This is a genomic window from Actinoplanes sp. NPDC049802 (assembly GCF_040656595.1).
In the GTDB taxonomy this organism is placed as follows: domain Bacteria; phylum Actinomycetota; class Actinomycetes; order Mycobacteriales; family Micromonosporaceae; genus Actinoplanes.
The window spans coordinates 1-16,802 of sequence record NZ_JBFAMR010000076.1; the positions used below are offsets into that span (position 1 = coordinate 1).

The 16,802-nt window shown below is 73.0% G+C and carries 10 protein-coding genes; 4 read left to right on the forward strand and 6 right to left on the reverse strand.

Features of this window, described 5'->3' with window-relative positions; genetic code table 11:
- From AB0I88_RS33910 to AB0I88_RS33920, 3 genes are all read left to right on the forward strand, one after another.
- On the forward strand, positions 1-2,968 hold a 2,968-nt coding region (locus tag AB0I88_RS33910; protein ID WP_361034213.1), incomplete at its 5' end, for a type I polyketide synthase.
- A gap of 22 nt (positions 2,969-2,990) precedes the next feature.
- Positions 2,991-3,851, forward strand: coding sequence for a 3-hydroxybutyryl-CoA dehydrogenase (locus tag AB0I88_RS33915; RefSeq protein WP_361034216.1), 861 nt, complete (start codon positions 2,991-2,993; stop codon positions 3,849-3,851).
- A 26-nt stretch (positions 3,852-3,877) separates the two neighbouring features.
- Positions 3,878-4,057: an MbtH family protein gene (locus AB0I88_RS33920; protein WP_361034289.1), complete on the forward strand. Its 180-nt coding sequence runs from the start codon at positions 3,878-3,880 to the stop codon at positions 4,055-4,057.
- Positions 4,058-4,113: 56 nt separating this feature from the next.
- Here the strand turns inward: AB0I88_RS33920 and AB0I88_RS33925 are convergent, their stop codons facing one another.
- Complete coding sequence (locus tag AB0I88_RS33925; protein ID WP_361034219.1) at positions 4,114-4,362, reverse strand: ferredoxin; 249 nt, start codon at positions 4,360-4,362, stop codon at positions 4,114-4,116.
- A gap of 30 nt (positions 4,363-4,392) precedes the next feature.
- The gene (locus tag AB0I88_RS33930; RefSeq protein WP_361034222.1) at positions 4,393-4,617 is read right to left on the reverse strand and encodes a DUF5988 family protein; all 225 of its coding nucleotides are present in this window, start codon (positions 4,615-4,617) and stop codon (positions 4,393-4,395) included.
- A 209-nt stretch (positions 4,618-4,826) separates the two neighbouring features.
- On the opposite strand from AB0I88_RS33930, the gene AB0I88_RS33935 reads away from it, so the two are divergent.
- Positions 4,827-6,056: a cytochrome P450 gene (locus AB0I88_RS33935; protein WP_361034225.1), complete on the forward strand. Its 1,230-nt coding sequence runs from the start codon at positions 4,827-4,829 to the stop codon at positions 6,054-6,056.
- A gap of 57 nt (positions 6,057-6,113) precedes the next feature.
- On the opposite strand, the gene AB0I88_RS33940 is transcribed toward AB0I88_RS33935, so the two are convergent.
- The 4 genes from AB0I88_RS33940 to AB0I88_RS33955 are packed head-to-tail and all read right to left on the reverse strand — an operon-like array spanning position 6,114 to position 16,802.
- Complete coding sequence (locus AB0I88_RS33940) at positions 6,114-6,974, reverse strand: alpha/beta hydrolase (protein ID WP_361034228.1); 861 nt, start codon at positions 6,972-6,974, stop codon at positions 6,114-6,116.
- Positions 6,975-7,014: 40 nt separating this feature from the next.
- A complete protein-coding gene (locus tag AB0I88_RS33945) occupies positions 7,015-8,580 on the reverse strand; it encodes a long-chain-fatty-acid--CoA ligase (protein WP_361034231.1) in 1,566 nt (521 codons plus the stop codon).
- Positions 8,581-8,604: 24 nt separating this feature from the next.
- Positions 8,605-10,422 (reverse strand): beta-ketoacyl synthase N-terminal-like domain-containing protein, encoded by a 1,818-nt coding sequence (locus tag AB0I88_RS33950; protein WP_361034234.1) that lies wholly within the window; start codon positions 10,420-10,422, stop codon positions 8,605-8,607.
- A 2-nt stretch (positions 10,423-10,424) separates the two neighbouring features.
- Positions 10,425-16,802, reverse strand: coding sequence for a type I polyketide synthase (locus AB0I88_RS33955; protein ID WP_361034238.1), 6,378 nt, complete (start codon positions 16,800-16,802; stop codon positions 10,425-10,427).

A 16,802-nucleotide genomic window follows, 5' to 3' on the forward strand; every position in this document is an offset into this window, starting at 1 on the left:
CACCGCAGCCTCGATCACCCACCACCCACCCACCATCCCCCTCATCTCCACCCTCGACGGCCGCCCCCTCACCTCCACCCCCGACTACTGGACCCACCAACTCCGCCACACCGTCCGATTCACCGACGCCATCACCACCCTGCGCACCAACAACGTCACCACCTACCTCGAAATCGGACCCGACACCGTCCTCACCACCATGATCGACGACGGCGCCATCCCCACCACCCGACGCAACCACCCCGAAACCCGAACCCTGCTCGAAGCCCTCGCCACCCTCCACACCCGCGGCACCGACCTCGACCTCGGCCCCGGCACCCGCGCCACCCTGCCCACCTACCCCTTCCAGCACCAGCGGTACTGGCTGACCGCGGAGGACGCGCCGGCCGACGCCGGCGGTCTGGGGCTCGTTCCGGCGGATCACCCGCTGCTCGGCGCGGTGCTGCGGCTGGCCGGCTCGGACCGGTTCGTCCTCACCGGGCGGCTGTCCCTGCGTGAGCAGCCGTGGCTGGCCGACCACGTCGTGCTGGGCGCGGTGCTGCTGCCCGGCGCCGCGCTGGCCGAGTTCGCGCGGCGGGCCGCCGAACAGGCCGGCCTGGATCTGATCCGTGAGCTCACCCTGCACGCGCCGCTGGTGCTGCGGGCCGACGGCGCCGTCCAGGTGCAGGTGGAGGTGGGTGAACCGGACGAGGCCGGGCGGCGGGCGCTGCGGGTGCACTCCCGGGACGAGGACACGCCGGACGAAGAGGCGTGGACGCACCACGCGAGCGGTCTGCTGGAGGCCGCCGATCCGGCGGCCGGGGCCGTCACCGGCGACATCGGGGAGTGGCCGCCGGCCGATGCCGTCCCGGTTCCCGTCGAGGATCTGTACGACCGGGTGGCCGGGCTCGGCATCGGCTACGGACCGGCGTTCCGGGGGCTGGTGGCGGCCTGGCGTCGTGGCGACGAACTGTTCGGCGCGGTGGAGCTGCCCGCGGAGGCGCCGGCCGGCCGGTACGGGCTGCACCCGGCGCTGCTGGACGCCGCCCTGCACACGCTGTTCCTGGCGTCCGGAGCCGACGGCCGGTTGCGTCTGCCGTTCAGCTGGCACGGCGTACGGACGACGGGCACCGGGGCCACCGCGCTGCGGGTCCGGATCACTCCGGCCGGTGCGGACGCGTACGCCCTGGTGCTCGCGGATGACGCCGGTCTCCCGGTCGCGACCGTCGAGTCCCTGGTCACCCGCCCGGTGACGCCGGATCAGCTGGGCCCGGTGGCCGGCACGGACGGCCTGTACCGGCTGGACTGGCGGCCGGTGCCGACGCCCGCGACGACGCCCGCCGAGGCTCCTGAGGTGTTCCCGGTCGGTTCCGGCAGTGATCCCGACGCGGTCCGGACGGCCGTGCACGAGGCGCTCGCGGCGATCCACGGGTGGCTGCCCGGCGACCGTTCGCCGCTGGTGTTCGTGTCCCGGGGTGCGATCGGTGGCTCGAACCCGGCCGGCGCCGCGGTCTGGGGGCTGGTCCGGTCCGCGCAGACCGAGCACCCGGATCGTTTCGTCCTGGTGGACACCGACGATCCGGCTCTGGTGGGCGCGGCGGTGGCGACCGGTGAACCGCAGGTGGCGGTCCGCGACGGGGTTCTGACGGTGCCCCGGCTCGTGCCCCGGCCGGCCGGTGGGGACGGCCGCTTCTTCGATCCGGCGGGCACCGTGCTGATCACCGGCGGCACCGGGACCCTCGGTGCCGCGCTGGCCCGGCACCTGGCCGGAACGCACGGCGCGACCCGCCTGGTGCTCACCTCCCGCCGGGGGCCGGCCGCGCCGGGGGCCGCGGAACTGGTCGCCGAGTTGGCGGCCCTGGGCGCCTCGGCCGAGGTGGCCGCCTGCGACGCCGCCGACCGGGCAGCCCTGTCGGCGCTGCTGGCGACCCTGCCCGAGCTGGCCGGTGTGGTGCACGCGGCCGGCGTTCTGGACGACGCCACCGTCGAGTCGTTGACACCGCAGCGGCTGGACCCGGTGCTGCGGGCGAAGGTGGACGCGGCCGTCAACCTGCACGAACTGGCCGGTGACGTGCCGCTGTTCGTGCTCTTCTCGTCGGCGACCGGGATGCTCGGCACGGCGGGTCAGGGCAACTACGCGGCGGCGAACGCCTTCCTGGACGCGCTGGCCGCTCAGCGGCGGGCGGCGGGCCTGGCCGCCACGTCACTGGCGTGGGGGCTGTGGGCGGCGGGCGACGGGGGGATGACCGGCGGGCTGAGCGACGCCGACCTGGCCCGGATCGGCCGGAGCGGGGTGCTGGCGCACACCGTGCCGGAAGGGCTGGCACTGTTCGACGCGGCCTGCCGGACCGGTGACGCCACTCTGGTTCCGATCAAGCTGAATCTGCCGGCGCTGCGGAACGCCACCACCGCACCGCCGCCGCTGCGCTCGTTCAGCCGGCCTCGCCGGACCGGTCCGGTGGACGGCGCGGTACCGGTGGCGGACCGGCTGGCAGGTCTCACCGAGACCGGGCAGCGCGAGTTGCTGTTCGAGCTGGTCCGCACGCACGTGGCGGCGGTGCTGGCCCACGAGTCGGCGGACACGATCCCGGCGGACGTCGCGTTCAAGCAGCTCGGTTTCGACTCGCTGACCGCGGTGGAGCTGCGCAACCGGCTCAACCAGATCACCGGGCTGCGGTTGCCGGCGACGTTGACGTTCGACCACCCCACACCGGCCGCGCTCGTCGAGCACCTGCGTGACGAACTGGGGGCCGACCAGGCGAAGCAGCGGGCCCGTGCGCTGGCCGACGGTCTCGCCCGGCTGGAGGCGACGCTGGATCTGGTGGAGACGGGCGACGTGGCGGAGAAGGACGTCGCGGCGTCGTTGCAACGGCTGCTGACGAAGTGGCGGGACCGGTCCGACCGGGCTCCGGTGGCCACCGAGAACCTCGACGCGGTCACGGCGGACGACATGTTCACCATTCTGGACAACGAGCTGGACGCGGTCTGATCCCGTCAGGAGGCGGAACGTCATGGAAAGGATTCATCGGATCGGCGTGGTCGGGTGCGGAATGATGGGCGCCGGGGTTGCCGAGACGTGTGCGCGGGCCGGGCTGGACGTCCGTGTCGCCGTCTCCCGGCCGGATTCCCTGCGGGCCGGGCGGTCCCGGCTCGCCGGCTCGCTCGACCGGGCGGTGGCCCGGGGCCGGCTCGCCGCGGCGGACCGGGACACCGCGCTGGCGCGGGTCACCTTCACCGCCGATCTGGCCGACCTGGCGGACCGTCAGCTGGTGATCGAGGCGGTCACCGAGCAGGAGTCGGTGAAGCTCGACGTGTTCGCCACGCTGGACAAGGTGGTCGAGGACCCGGAGGCGATCCTCGGCTCGAACACGTCGTCGCTGCCGATCGTGCAGCTGGGCGGGGTCACCAGCCGTCCGGAGCGGGTGGTCGGCATCCACTTCTTCAACCCGGCGCCGGTGCTGCCGCTGGTGGAGGTGGTGGGTTCGGTGCGGACCGATCCCGAAACGGTCGAGACGGTGGACGCGTTCGTCACCGACGTTCTCGGCAAGAGTGTGGTGCGGGCCAAGGACCGGGCCGGTTTCGTGGTGAACGCGCTGCTCATCCCGTACCTGCTGGCAGCGGTCCGGATGATGGAGTCGGGCATGGCGTCGATGGATGACATCGACAAGGCGATGACGCTGGGCTGCGCGCATCCGATGGGCCCGCTGCGCCTGATCGACCTGATCGGGCTGGACACCGTCGCCGCGATCAGCGAGTCGCTCTACCGGGAGTTCCGGGAGCCGCACTACTCGCCGCCCCCGCTGCTGGCCCGGATGGTCTCCGGGGGTCTGCTCGGCAAGAAGAGCGGCCGGGGCTTCTACGAGTACGCGTGACGAACAGCGCGAAGGAGAGGGAGACGATGGCCGGCACGTACCGGGTGGTCGTGAACGACGAGGGGCAGTACTCGATCTGGGACGCGGCCGGTGAGGTTCCGGCCGGCTGGCGGGATGCCGGGCGGACCGGCAGCCGGGCGGAGTGCCTGGAGCACATCGAGCGGGTCTGGACCGACATGCGCCCGCTCAGCGTCCGAACGCCGTGACCGCATGACAGCAGAAGGGGCCGGCCAGGCGGCCGGCCCCTTCTGCTGTCTGCCGTTCAGTACGCCGGCGTGATCTCCGCGCCGGTCGCCGTGTCGACCAGGGTGATGGCCTCGACCGGGCAGAACCCGGCGGCGTCCTGGATCTCGGTGGCCGGCTCCATCACCTCGTCCCGCGGCCGGGAGACGCCGCCCACCACGGTGAAGTGCCCGGCGGCGATGCTCTCGCACATGCTGGACCCGATACACCGGCTCTGGTTCACCGAGACCCGCCATCCGGGGCGGTCTCCGGATTCGTCCGAACCCACGAGGACTCCTTATCCACGAAAATGGTGCGGCTATTCAGCGATCCGGGTCCGCATGGTCCATCGGAAAGCGACCGGCCCGCCGTTTCCGGAATCAGCGTCCGCGGCGCGCTCGAAATGCTCGTAGCCGCCGTGGTGCGGAACCTTCACCTTCTCGTCCGCCGGGTCCACCTTGACCGTGCGGAGCTCCGTCGGAAGATTGTCCGGGCCGCCTTCAAGAACGACATCCACTAGTTCGCCGCCTCTGAGATGAACCATCGAAACATCCCTCCTCGATTACTTCGGTGCCCGCGATCCGACGTTAAATGAATGCCCAGAAAAGGCCTAGCCCCTACCAACCCCTATCGGCCGGGGACCGTTCTTACCCGACGATTACCGATGCGTTCCATGGCGGGCCGTAAATTCGTCGGCGCGGGCAGAGAACCGGCAGCCCCACATCGAGGGGTCCTCGGCGAACAGGAGTCAGCATGGCGACATCGGGCCCCACCACCCCGGTCGGCGGGACCGGCACAGCGCGTTCCTTCCCGATGCGCCGCTCGGGGTGTCCCTTCGATCTCCCCCCGGAGTACGAGACGCTGCGATCGGCGGAGCCGGTGTCCAAGGCCGTGCTCCCGGACGGCAGCGACGTCTGGCTGGTCTCCCGGTACGCCGACGTCCAGGCGGCGCTGAAGGACCCGCGGATCAGCAGCGACAGCGCCATCCCGGGCATCCCCCGGCCCGGCGGTTCCGGAGTGGACCGGCAGGGCCGGCGGTCGTCGTTCGTCCGGATGGATCCGCCCGAGCACGACGTGTACCGCAAGCTGCTGATGCCCGACTTCACGATGCGCAAGATCCGTACGCTGCGCCCGCGGATCCAGCAGATGACCGACGAGGCGCTGGACGCCATGCGCGACAGTGGTCAGCCCGCCGACCTGGTACAGATGCTGGCGTTGCGGGTGCCGTCCACGCTCACCTGTGAGCTGCTCGGCATCCCCGGCTCCGACCACCATTTCTTCCAGTCACGGGCACTGATCCTGCTCGACCGTACGACCTCGATGAACGACCTCCGCACCGCCGTGATGGAGATGCGCGGCTACATGATCGAACTGCTGGAGGAGAAGCGCCGCAACCCTGGCGACGACATCCTCACCAAGCTGGCGAACGCGCCGGCCGAACTGGAGCTGGCGGACGCCGACCTGGCCGGCGCCGCGCAGAGCGTCCTGAACGCGTCGCACGAGGCGACCGCCAACATGATCGCCCTCGGAACGCTGGCGCTGCTGGAGCATCCCGGCACGCTCGCCGAGGTGAAGGCCGACCCGTCGCTGTGGCCGCGGACGGTGGAGGAACTGCTGCGCTACCTCAGCGTCGCCGATCTGCTCCATCCCCGGATCGCCAAGGAGGACGTCGAGATCGCCGGGCAGCGGATCGCAGCCGGTGAGGGCCTGTTCCTGCTGACCGGCTCGGCCAATCACGACAAGGACTTCATCGAGAACCCGGACGCCTTCGACATCCACCGCCCGGCACGCGGGCATCTGGCCTACGGCTACGGCAGCCACCAGTGCCTCGGCCAGAACATGGCCAACGCCGAGCTGGAGATCGTCTTCGAGACCCTGTTCCGCCGGTTCCCGGATCTGCGGTGCGCGGTGCCGATCGAGGAGCTGTCGTTCAAGCACGAGAGCACCCTCTTCGGGGTGTACGAACTGCCGGTCGCCTGGTGAGACCCCCGGGATCGAGCGGCCGGCCGGATCGGCGGGCCGCTCGATCCCGGAGCCGGGTCAGCGTGAACCCTGGTCGGCTCCGGTCACGAATTCGATCACGTGGCGGATCACGTCCGGCGCGACCATGATCCGGTGGTGGCCGAGCCCTTCGGTGGTGATCAGGCGGGCCCCGGCGCCGTACGCCTCGGCCAGCAGTTCCGCCTGCCGGTAGGCGATCACCCGGTCCTTGCGGTCGTGCACGAGCAGGATCGGGAAGTCGAGCGAGCCGGGCTGGTAACCGGGTGAGAACCGCTCCCAGATGTCCCGCTCCGGGTGGAAGAAGCGCTCGATGCGGCCGCGGAAGTCGGCCTCGGCCCGGGGTGAGAGCCGGAACTCCGCGCTGAACGTCTCGACCGGGTAGCCGTAGTGGCACGGGCCGCTGATCGCGGCCAGCCGCCGGGTGGCCACGCCGGTGCGCAGCGCGTGGTAGACGTAGAGCGCACCGAGCGAGTGGGCCACCACCGCTTCGAAGACCCCGTAACGCTCCTGGAGCCGGGTGGCGATGGCCCGGTATTCGAGCAGGTGCGCGAACTTGCCGGTGGTCTCGCCGTGGCCGGGGGCGTCGAAGGCGATCGGGCTGAACCCCTTGGCGAGCAGTTCCGGCACGAACGGAGCCCACCGGGACGCCCGTGACTCCCAGCCGTGCAGCAGCAGCACCGGCCGGCTGCCGTCGCCCCATCGGTAGGTGGCGACCCGATGCCCCATCACGTCGATGGTCTCCCGCTGCGCCGAGCCGAGCGCCTCGTGCTCCTCCGGGCGGACCCGGGCCTTGCGCATCGGCGTGGAGAACAGCGTGAGGGCGAACCGGCCGGCGAGCCGTGGGGAGACCGCGGACAGTGTCCGCATGGTGAACTTGATGGTGGTGAGCGCGGCCGTCATGCCGGAGTCCTCCCGATCGTCGTTACATCCATGGCCATCCCTACACGGTGCGGTCGAGGTGTTGCCAGAGCGGGTCGCGCAACTGCCGGCGCAACACCTTCCCACTGGCGTTGCGGGGCAGCTGATCGACGTACTCGTACCGCGTGGGGATCTTGAAGTCGGCGATCCGGTCGCGCAGGAACAACCGCAGCTCCCGCGGCGTGGGCGAGGTGCCGGGCGCGGCCACCAGGAAGGCCTGGACCGCCTCGCCCCAGCGGTCGTCGGGCGCGCCGACGACGACGACGTCCACCACCGCCGGATGCGCACGCAGCGCGTTCTCGATCTCGGCCGGGTAGACGTTCTGCCCGGCCACCAGGATCAGATCCTTGATCCGGTCGGAGATGAACAGGTATCCATCGTCGTCGAAGTGGCCGACGTCGCCGGTGTGGACCCAGCCGTCGATCAGGGTCGCCCGGGTCTCCTCCGGACGGTGCCAGTACTCCAGCATCCGGGCCGGGGATCGCAGGCACACCTCGCCCTTGGCGCCGGCGGGCAACCGCCGGCCGTCCCGGTCGATCACCTTCGCCTCCACCCCGGGCAGAGGGCGGCCGGCCGCCGCGAGCCGCGGGCTGCCCGGCACGTGCGCCTCCGGTGGCAGGCAGACCGCGACGTTGCCGGTCTCGGTCAGGCCGTACAACTGCCCGAACTCGGCGTCCATCAGCTCCATGCACTCGGTCAGCAGCGCCGGGGAGATCGGCGAGCCACCGTAGATCACCTTGCGGACCCGGGCGAAGTCCGCCCGGGTGACCCCCGGCTCCCGCAGCACGGTCTGGAGCATCGCCGGGACCATGCCGACGAAGGTCACCCCGTACGTCCGGATGATCCGCAGCGCGTGCTGGGCGACGAACGCCCGCATCACGATCACCCGGCCACCGGCCAGCAGCGGCTGCACCAGGCCCCACAACCCGCCGACGTGGAAACCGGGCAGACAGATCAACGTGGTGTCGGACGGCCGCCAGGTCAGCCAGTCCACCCCGTTGCTGGTCTGGAGGTGGTGCGCGGCCAGGAAGGTACGGTGCGCGAGCACCACACCCTTGGGCGCGCCGGTGGTGCCGCTGGTGTAGATCTGCACCACCGGGTCGTCCCCGCTCGCCCCCGGGTCGACGTCGGAGTCCGGCTGTTCCGCCTTCCACGCGTCGAAATCGTTCGGCGTGCCCGGCGTCCCGAGCGGGACCAGCCGCCGCAGACCGGGCAGGACGGACCGGATCCGGTCAGCGCCGGGCAGTGACTCCGGCTCGGCGAGGAGCAGCTCGCTGCCGGAGTCCCGCAGGATCTGCTCCACCTCACCCTTGGCGAGCCGCCAGTTGATCGGCACCAGCACGGTCCCGGCCTTGGCGCAGCCGAACAGAGCCTGGGTGAAGTACTCGGAGTCACGGCCCAGGTAGGCCACGCGGGCGCCGGGACCCAGCCCGGCGGCACGGATGCCGTGCGCGACCCGGTTGCTCTCCCGGTGCAGCTCCGCATAGGTCGTGGAACGGTCCTCGCAGACGTACGCCGCCTGATCCGGCCGCTTTCCGGCCTGCTCGGCGATGATGTGCACGAGCGTGTGCTCACTCAGATACGACATCGGGACTCCCCCTCCGGGTGTTGGTCAGGACCACCGGTTCTGCTCCGGCCACCAGCTCCGGCCGGTCAGCGCCGGAGGCGGCAGCCGGACCAGTCCGTCCCGCCCGTCCCACAGGTCAGCGGGCCGGGCCGGGCCTCCGGCGGCGAACCGGGCGGCCATCAGCTGCAGCCGGTCCGCCGGGTCGATCCGGGCCGGATCCGGCGCCGCGCCGGCGCCGTCGGCCCGCCACCGGGACAGCGCGGCCAGCAGACCGGCCCGGTCGTGGACCACCGCCGCCGCCCGCACCGCCCGCACGTCCCGCCCGACGGCGAGCGTCCGGCACACCGCGTCCACGGTCCACCGCGGATCGGTCTCCAGGTACGTGAGCAGCGTCGCGGCGGTCTTCCGCAGAGCCGCCGGATGGTGCGCGGACAGCGCCAGCACGGCCGGTCCGTCGCCGCCGGACGGCCCGGCCCGGTCGGCCGGGGCCTCCAGGATCGCGTGCGCGTCGGTCCCGGTGAACCCGAACGCGCTCACCCCGGCCAGCCGGCGCGGCACATCCGGCCAGGCCACACTCTCCACGGGTACGGAGAGCGGGCCACGATGCCAGCCGCCGTCCGGGTCCAGGTCACCGACGTCCGGCTGGCGCGGGACCGTGCCGTGCCGTACCGCGAGAACGGTCTTGATCAGACCTGCCATGCCGGAGGCGGTCTCCAGATATCCGAGATTCGCCTTGGCGGAGCCGACGTAGAGCCGCGGCGCGCCCGCTCCGGTACGCCGGTAGGCCGCGGCGATCGCCTCCGCTTCCACCACGGTGGGCAGCTTGAGGCCGTTGGCCTGGGCCTCGACGTACGCCACGTCCTCCGCGGCGGTCTGCGCCTGCCGGAGCGCCTCCTCCATCACGAACCGCTGGCTCAGGGCCGAGGCGACCGACAGCCCGAGCCGGTCGCCGTGCTGGTGGACGGCGGTGCCCCGGACCACCGCGTGCGGCAGCGCGCCGTCGGCGACGGCGTCCCGCTCCCGCTGGAGCACCACGACCCCGCACCCCTCGGAACGGACGTAGCCGTCGGCGCCGGCCGCGAACGGCCGGCACCGGCCGGAAGCGGACAGCACCCCGGTCCGTGCGAACGCCGCCGTCGTCCACGGGGACAACAGCAGATGACAGGCGCCGACCACGGCCAGGTCGCACTCCCGGCGGCGCAGCGCGACGGTGGCCAGGTGCAGCGCGGTGAGAGCGGACGAGCAGGCGGTGTCCACGGTCATCGCCGGCCCGTGCAGGCCCAGACCGGTCGCGACCCGGCCGGCCGTGCCGCTGAGCGTCCCACCGGCGGCCACGTGCCGGGACAGATCGCCCGGCCGGACCCCGTTGCGCAGGTAGGGCTGGTGGTACTCGATCGAGGTGGCGGCCGTGAACACACCCACCCGGCGCGTGCCGAGCTGGTCCCGGGTCAGGTTCGCGTCGGCGACCGCCTCGGCCGCACAGGTCATCAGGATCCGCTGCTGCGGGTCCAGGTACGGGGCCTCGTCCTCGGGGACGCCGAAGAAGCCGGCGTCGAAGACGTCCACGTCGTCCAGGTACGCCCCGTGGGCCAGCACGTCCGCCAGCGGCGCCAGGTCCGGCGCGCCGACGTTCCACCGGGGCCGGCCCCGGCTGTCGACCGGCACCCCGGTGGTCTCGTCCGGGACGACCCGGCCCGCGGTCAGCGCCGCCCAGTAGGCGTCCGGACCGGTGATCCCACCGGGGAGACGGCAGGCCATCCCCACCACCGCGATGCCCTCGGTGTCGTCCTGCCGCCGGCGCAACAGCAGGAGCATCAGCTGCTGCCGGGAGAGCGACTCCAGCGAGTCGAGATAGGCGCGCACGTTCAGCCAATCCCCCGCCAGGCGGCGAGTTCCGCCTCCGCCTCGGCCTCGGACAGCTCGCGCACCCCGGCCGTGTCGTCGGCCACCGGTTCGGCCCGTTCGGCCTCCGGCTCCAGCGACTGGGCCAGGAACCGGCTGAGCTGGGCGACCGACGGATGATCGAAGGTGAGCGACGCGGGCACCGCCATCCGCAGCGCCGCCTCCAGACTGTTCCGCAACTCCACCGCGACCAGCGAGTCCAGCCCCAGGTCGGTGAGTTTCACGTCCGGTTCCACCTCGTCGGCGCCGTCGAAGCGCAGCAGCTCGGCGATCCGGGACCGGACCAGATCACTGATCACGGCCTCCCGCTCGGCCGGTGGCAGGGCCCGCAGCTCCGCCACGTCGACGACCGTTGCGGCGGTTCCGGCCGGGGCGGCGACCTGCCGGAAGAGGGCGTTGCCCAGCGGCAGGCTCGCGGCCAGGCGGGGCCAGTCGAACTCGGCCGCCATCACCTGTGCCCAGGGCTGCCCGGCCGCCTGGACCAGGGCCCGGGTGGCCACCGCGGGCCGCAGGAACCGGACGCCCTGCCGCTGCACCCGCTGGGTGTGCTGGTCGTCCATGCCGGCCGCCATCCCGGAGCCGGCCAGCGGACCCCAGTTGACGCTCAGCCCCGGCAGACCGCGCGCGGCCCGCCATTGCATGAGCACGTCGAGGTACGTGTTGGCGGCGGCGTAGTTGGCCTGGGCGACCGGCCCCAGCACCGCGGCGAGCGACGAACAGGTGATGAAGAACCGCAGGCCGGACCGGTGCTCGGTGTGCCGGTGCAGCAGTCGCGCGCCGTACACCTTGGGCCGCATCACGGTCTCGATCCGCTCCCAGGTCTGCTGGGCGACCGGCGCGTCGTCCAGCACCCCGGCCGCGTGGATGACACCGCCCAGCGGGTACGGCGTACCGTCCAGCTCGGCCATCAGCCGTGCCACGTCCGCCTCGTCGGCGACGTCGGCCCGGTGCACCGTCACCTCGGCGCCGGCCAGCCGATCCCGGACCGATCGCAGTTCCTCCGCACCGACCGTACGGCGGCTGACCAGCGCGAGGTGACGGGCACCGCGGTCGGCGAGCTCGCGGGCGACGGCCAGGCCCAGCGCGCCCAGTCCACCGGTGATCAGGTACGTCTCGCCGGCGACCGGGTCCAGCGGGGCGGCGGCCGGCGCCTCGTCGTCGACCAGCCGGACCACCAGCTTGCCGACGTTGGCGCCCCGGCTGAGGACGTTGAACGCCTCCTCCAGTTCGTCGGTGGTGTAGGCGGTCACCGGGATCGGGGCCAGTTCCCCGCGGGCCACCGCGTCCACCGCCTCCCGCATCGCCCGCCGGGCCAGCCGCCGGTGCTGGTCCTCGGGCAGCTCGCTCAGGTCGAAGACGTGGTACTCGACGTCCGGGCGTTCCTCGTGGACCTGCTCCGGCGAGTGGATGCCGATCTTCCCCAGCTCCACGAACCGGCCGCCGGCGGCCAGGCAGCGCAGCCCGGCCGACACGTACTCGCCGCTGAGACTGTTCAGGACCAGGTCCACACCCTCGCCACCGGTGGCGGCACGGATGTCGGCGGCGAAGCCGAGGCTGCGCGAGTTCGTCACGTACTCGACGCCCTGGGCCCGCAGCATCGGCCACTTGTGCGGGCTGGCGGTGGCGTACACCCGTGCCCCGGCCCGCAGGGCGAGCTGGACGGCCGCCTGGCCGACCCCGCCCGCGGCGGCGTGGATGAGCACCCGGTCCCCGGCCCGGAGCGCGGCCAGGTCGTGCAGCGCGTGGTAGGCCGTCACGTAGGCGACCGGAAGCGCGGCGGCCTGTTCCCAGCCGATCTCCGGCGGCTTGCGCACCGCCGACGCCGACGGCAGGGTCACCGTGCTGCGCAGGCAGCCCAGATGGTTGAACAGCACCTGGTCGCCGGCCTCGAATCCGGCATCCGGACCGGCCGCGACCACCGTTCCGGCGCCTTCGAACCCCAGAGGCAGCGGCCGGTACGTCACCCCGGTGTCCTCCGCGTGCCGGCGCAGCAGCCCGAGGGCGTTGAGCACGTCCCGGAAGTTCAGGCCGGCGGTGTGCACCCGCACCTGGATCTCGTCGTGCCGCGGCGGGACGGCGGTGAGAGGCGACGGCCGGATCCCGGACAGCTCGCCGTACGTGGCGACGGCCAGCTCGTAGTCGCCGTCCGGACCGCCGGGCGACACCGGGTGGATCCGCCGGACGTGCCGGCCGCTGTCCCGGTAGGCGATCTGGAACTCGCTGCCGGCCGGGTCCGCGGCCAGCCACTCCCGGACGATCGGCCGGTAGTCGGCGGCGCCGTCCCCGGCCGGGGGCAGGTCCACCATCGTGACCCGGTGCCGTGGGTACTCGTTGAGCAGCACGGCCCCGAAGCCCCACAGGGTACTCGCGGCCAGGCCCTCGGCGGTGCGGGCGCCGGGATCGTCGTCCCGCAGCCACTGGCCGCCCTCGGTGACCAGCCAGATCCGCGCCGGTGACGGGGCGCCCGCGGCGTCGGCGGCGGCGATCAGGGCGAGCACGTCCCGGTAGTTGCGCTCGCACTCGTCGCGCAGACCCGGCCGCCCGGTCCAGAACCACCACAGGTCGGTGACGTCCGGCCGGTCGCGCAGCAGCCGCCCGGCCTGGCCCGGGTCGGCGGCGAAGGTGAGACCGGCCCCGTCCGGCACCGTCTCGACGGCCGCCCCCAGGTCCTCCCGGGTCCGGCCGACCACCAGCGCGTGCCGGGCCCGGGCCGGTTCCCCGGCGGGTTGCGGCAGCGCCCGCTTGACCCAGCGCGGCTGGTGGAAGAGTTGCCGGACGGCGCCGGCCGGACGGGCCACCCGCCGCAGCCCGAGCCCGTGCAGCGCCGCCACCGGCCGGTCGCCCTCGAACAGCAGGACGTCGGCGGCCAGGTCCACACCGTCCGGGCCGGTCCCGGCCCGCCGCACCACCGCGCGCAGGTCGCCACGGGGCTTCTTGAACAGCTGGAACCTGCCGAAACGTACCGGCAGGAAGGTGTCTCCGGAGTCGGTCCCGGCCAGCGCGGCGACGGCCTGCAACGCGGCGTCGAGAACCGGCGGCGGCAGGTGTTCGGCGATCGGGCCGGGGAGCCCGGCGACCTCGGCGACCACCAGGCCGGCCCGGTTCCGCGACAGGCCCCGCAACCGGCGGAACTCCGGGCCGTACGCCAGCCCCCGGTCGGCCAGTTCGGCGTACAGCTCGTCCACCGGCACGGTCTCGCCCGCGCCGTCCGGCGAGCCGTCCGGCTCCTCCGTCCGAGCCCCGGCCGGGCCCAGTGCCGCGGTGGCGTGCCGGCGCTCGATCGGCCCGTTCGTGCCGGCCACGATGCTGACGATCGCGGCGCCGGTGGAGTCCAGCCGGGTACGCAGTTCGGTGGTCTCGCCCGCCGCGAGCAGCAGCGGCTCGTGGATGCGGACGTCCTCGACCGGGCGGGAGGTCTCACCGTGCACCGCGTCCTGCAGCGCCAGGAAGACCTCGAGGTAGCCGGCGCCGGGGAAGACCACCTGATCCATCACCACGTGGTCGGCCAGATAGCCGGGCCGGTCGGCGCTCAGCCGCGCGGCGAACTCGCGGACGCCGCCGGACCGCTGCTCCGGCGTGCTGATCTCGGCGCCGAGCAGCGGGTGACCCGGGCCGGGCTCGCCGGCCGCCCGCCGGGTCCGGTCCGGCACCGGCAGCCAGTACCGGCGGCGGTCGAAGGGGTAGACCGGCAACGGGACCCGGCACAGCCGCCGCCCGGTGTGGTACGCGGTCCAGGACACCGGCAGGCCGCTGTCGTACACCCGGGACAGGGCGGCCCGGATGGTGTCCTGGTCCGCCCGCTCCGGGTGCAGGCTGGTCAGCCAGAGGTCACCGGGCCGGTCCAGGCACTGCCGGCCCAGCGCGGTCAGGGTCCCGGACGGCCCGATCTCGATGAAGGCGTGCCGGCCGCGGTCACCGATCGTCCGCATGCCCGCCAGGAACCGGACCGGCTCACGGACCTGGCGCACCCAGTACTCCGGGGTGGCCATCTCGCCGGGGCCGGCCACGTCACCGGTCAGGTTGGACACCAGTGTCAGCGCCGGCTCGTGGAAGCGGATGCCGGCGATGGCCCGGCCGAAGGTGGCGGCGGCATCGGCCATCAGCGGGGAGTGGAACGCGTGCGAAACCGCCAGCCCGCGAACCTTGACCCCACGCTGGAGCAGCGTTCGCTCGATGGCGGTGACGGCGTCCGTGCCGCCGGACACCACGCACTGCCGCGGGGCGTTGAGCGCGGCCAGGGCGACGTCCGGGTACCCGGACAGCAGATCGGCGACCTCCTCGGCCGGCGCGCTGACACCGATCATCCGGCCCGGGGTGGCGACCGACTGCATGGCGGCGGCCCGGGCGGCGACCAGCCGGATCGCGTCCGGCAGGTCGAACAGCCCGGCCACCGCGGCCGCGGTCACCTCACCGATGCTGTGCCCGATCATCACCTCCGGCTCGGCACCCCAGGACAGCCAGAGCCGGGCCAGGGCGTACTCCAGCGAGAAGAGCGCCGGCTGTGTCCAGCTGGTGCGGTTGATCTCGTCGGCGCCGTCCGCGGACCCGCCCAGCACGATCTCCCGGATCGACCGGCCCAGGTGCGGCCGGAACAGCCGGTCGCACTCGTCCAGCCAGCGCCGGAAGACCGGGTAGTGGCGGTACAGCCCGCTTCCCATCCCGGCGTACTGCGAGCCCTGGCCGCTGAACAGGAAGGCGGTTCGCTGATGGCGTGGCGCGTCGTCCCGGTCGCCGCGGGCGGCCGCCGTCCGCAGCAGGGCGGCCAGGTCCTCGTGGGTCCGCACCGGGCCGGACAGGCGCAGCGCCAGGTGCGCCCGCCCCACGTTGGTGGTGTGGCACAGGTCGGCCAGGTCCAGGCCGGGGTTCTCGGCCAGGTGCCGCTGGTAGCGCTCGACCTGTTGTTCCAGCGAGTTGCGGCTGCGGGCGGAGAGGGTGAACACGGCGGTCGCGGCCGCCGCCTCGCGGTCGCTTTCCGGGGTCTCCGCGGCGGTCGCGACCGGTGGCGGCTCCTCGATCACCAGGCTGCCGATGCTGCCGCTGAAACCGAACGAGTTGACCAGCGCGCGCAGCGGCCCGCCGGTCCACGGGCGCGGCTCGGTGGGCACCGTCACGTGGTACCGGTCCCACGGGATGTGCCGGGACGGGGTCTCCAGGTTGAGGTGCCGGTAGATGGTCCGGTCCCGCATCTGGAGGACGACCTTCAGCACGCCTCCGACGGCGGCGGCCGACTCCATGTGCCCGATGTTCGTCTTGACCGAGCCGACCACCACCGGATCGGTCCGATCCGGGGCGGTGCCGAGCACCGTGTGGATCGCGGACATCTCGATCGGGTCGCCGAGCGACGTGCCCGTTCCGTGTGCCTCCACGTACTGGACCTCGCCCGGCGCCACCATCGCGTCGGCGAGCGCCTGCCGCATCACGTTCTCCTGGGCGGCACCGTTCGGGACGGTCAGGCCGCCGCTGGCTCCGTCGTGGCGGACCGCGCTGCCGCGTACCAGGGCGAGGATGTCGTCGCCGTCCCGGACGGCGTCGGACATCCGCTTGAGCACGAGCATGCCGCAGCCCTCGCTGCGGCCGTACCCGTCGGCGCTGTCGTCGAAGGTCTTGCACTGCCCGTCCGGGGAGAGCATGCCCGCCCGGGACAGCACGATGTGGCCGCGCGGCTGGGAGATGACGTTGACGCCGCCGCACAGCGCGAGATCGCACTCCCGGCGGCGCAGCCCCAGCACGGCCAGGTGGATGGCGGTCAGCGAGGAGGAGCAGGCGGTGTCGATGCTGATGCTCGGGCCCTGCCAGCCGAGGAAGTACGACAGCCGGCCGGAGATGACGCTGTGTGTGGTCCCGGTGCCGATGTAGCCATCGAGCTGCTCGTTCGCCAGGTCGCCCACCGCGATGGTGTAGTCGGTGGTGCCCACGCCCACGTAGACGCCGCCGTTGCCGCCTCGCAACGCGGACGGGTCGGTGTTCGCCGACTCCAGTGCCTCCCACGCGCACTCCAGGACCAGGCGCTGCTGCGGGTCGACGTAGTCGGCCTCCTTCGGCGAGATGTTGAAGAACCGGGGGTCGAACCGGTCGATGCCAGGCACGAAGCCACCGGCCCGGGTACGGATCCGGCCGGGCTGGGACGAATCCGCCGAGTACAGCGCGTCCACGTCCCAGCGGTCCGGGGGGATCGGCCCGATGCCCGATCCCCCGGTTCGCAGCAGTGCGGCGTAGCTGTCCAGGTCACGGCTGTCGCCCGGGAAGCGCAGACCGGCGCCGATGACGGCGATCGGTTCGTAGCGCTGGCTCAGCAGTGCGTCCAGGAGTTGGTCCCGCGTGGTGCCGTCCGTCACGGACAT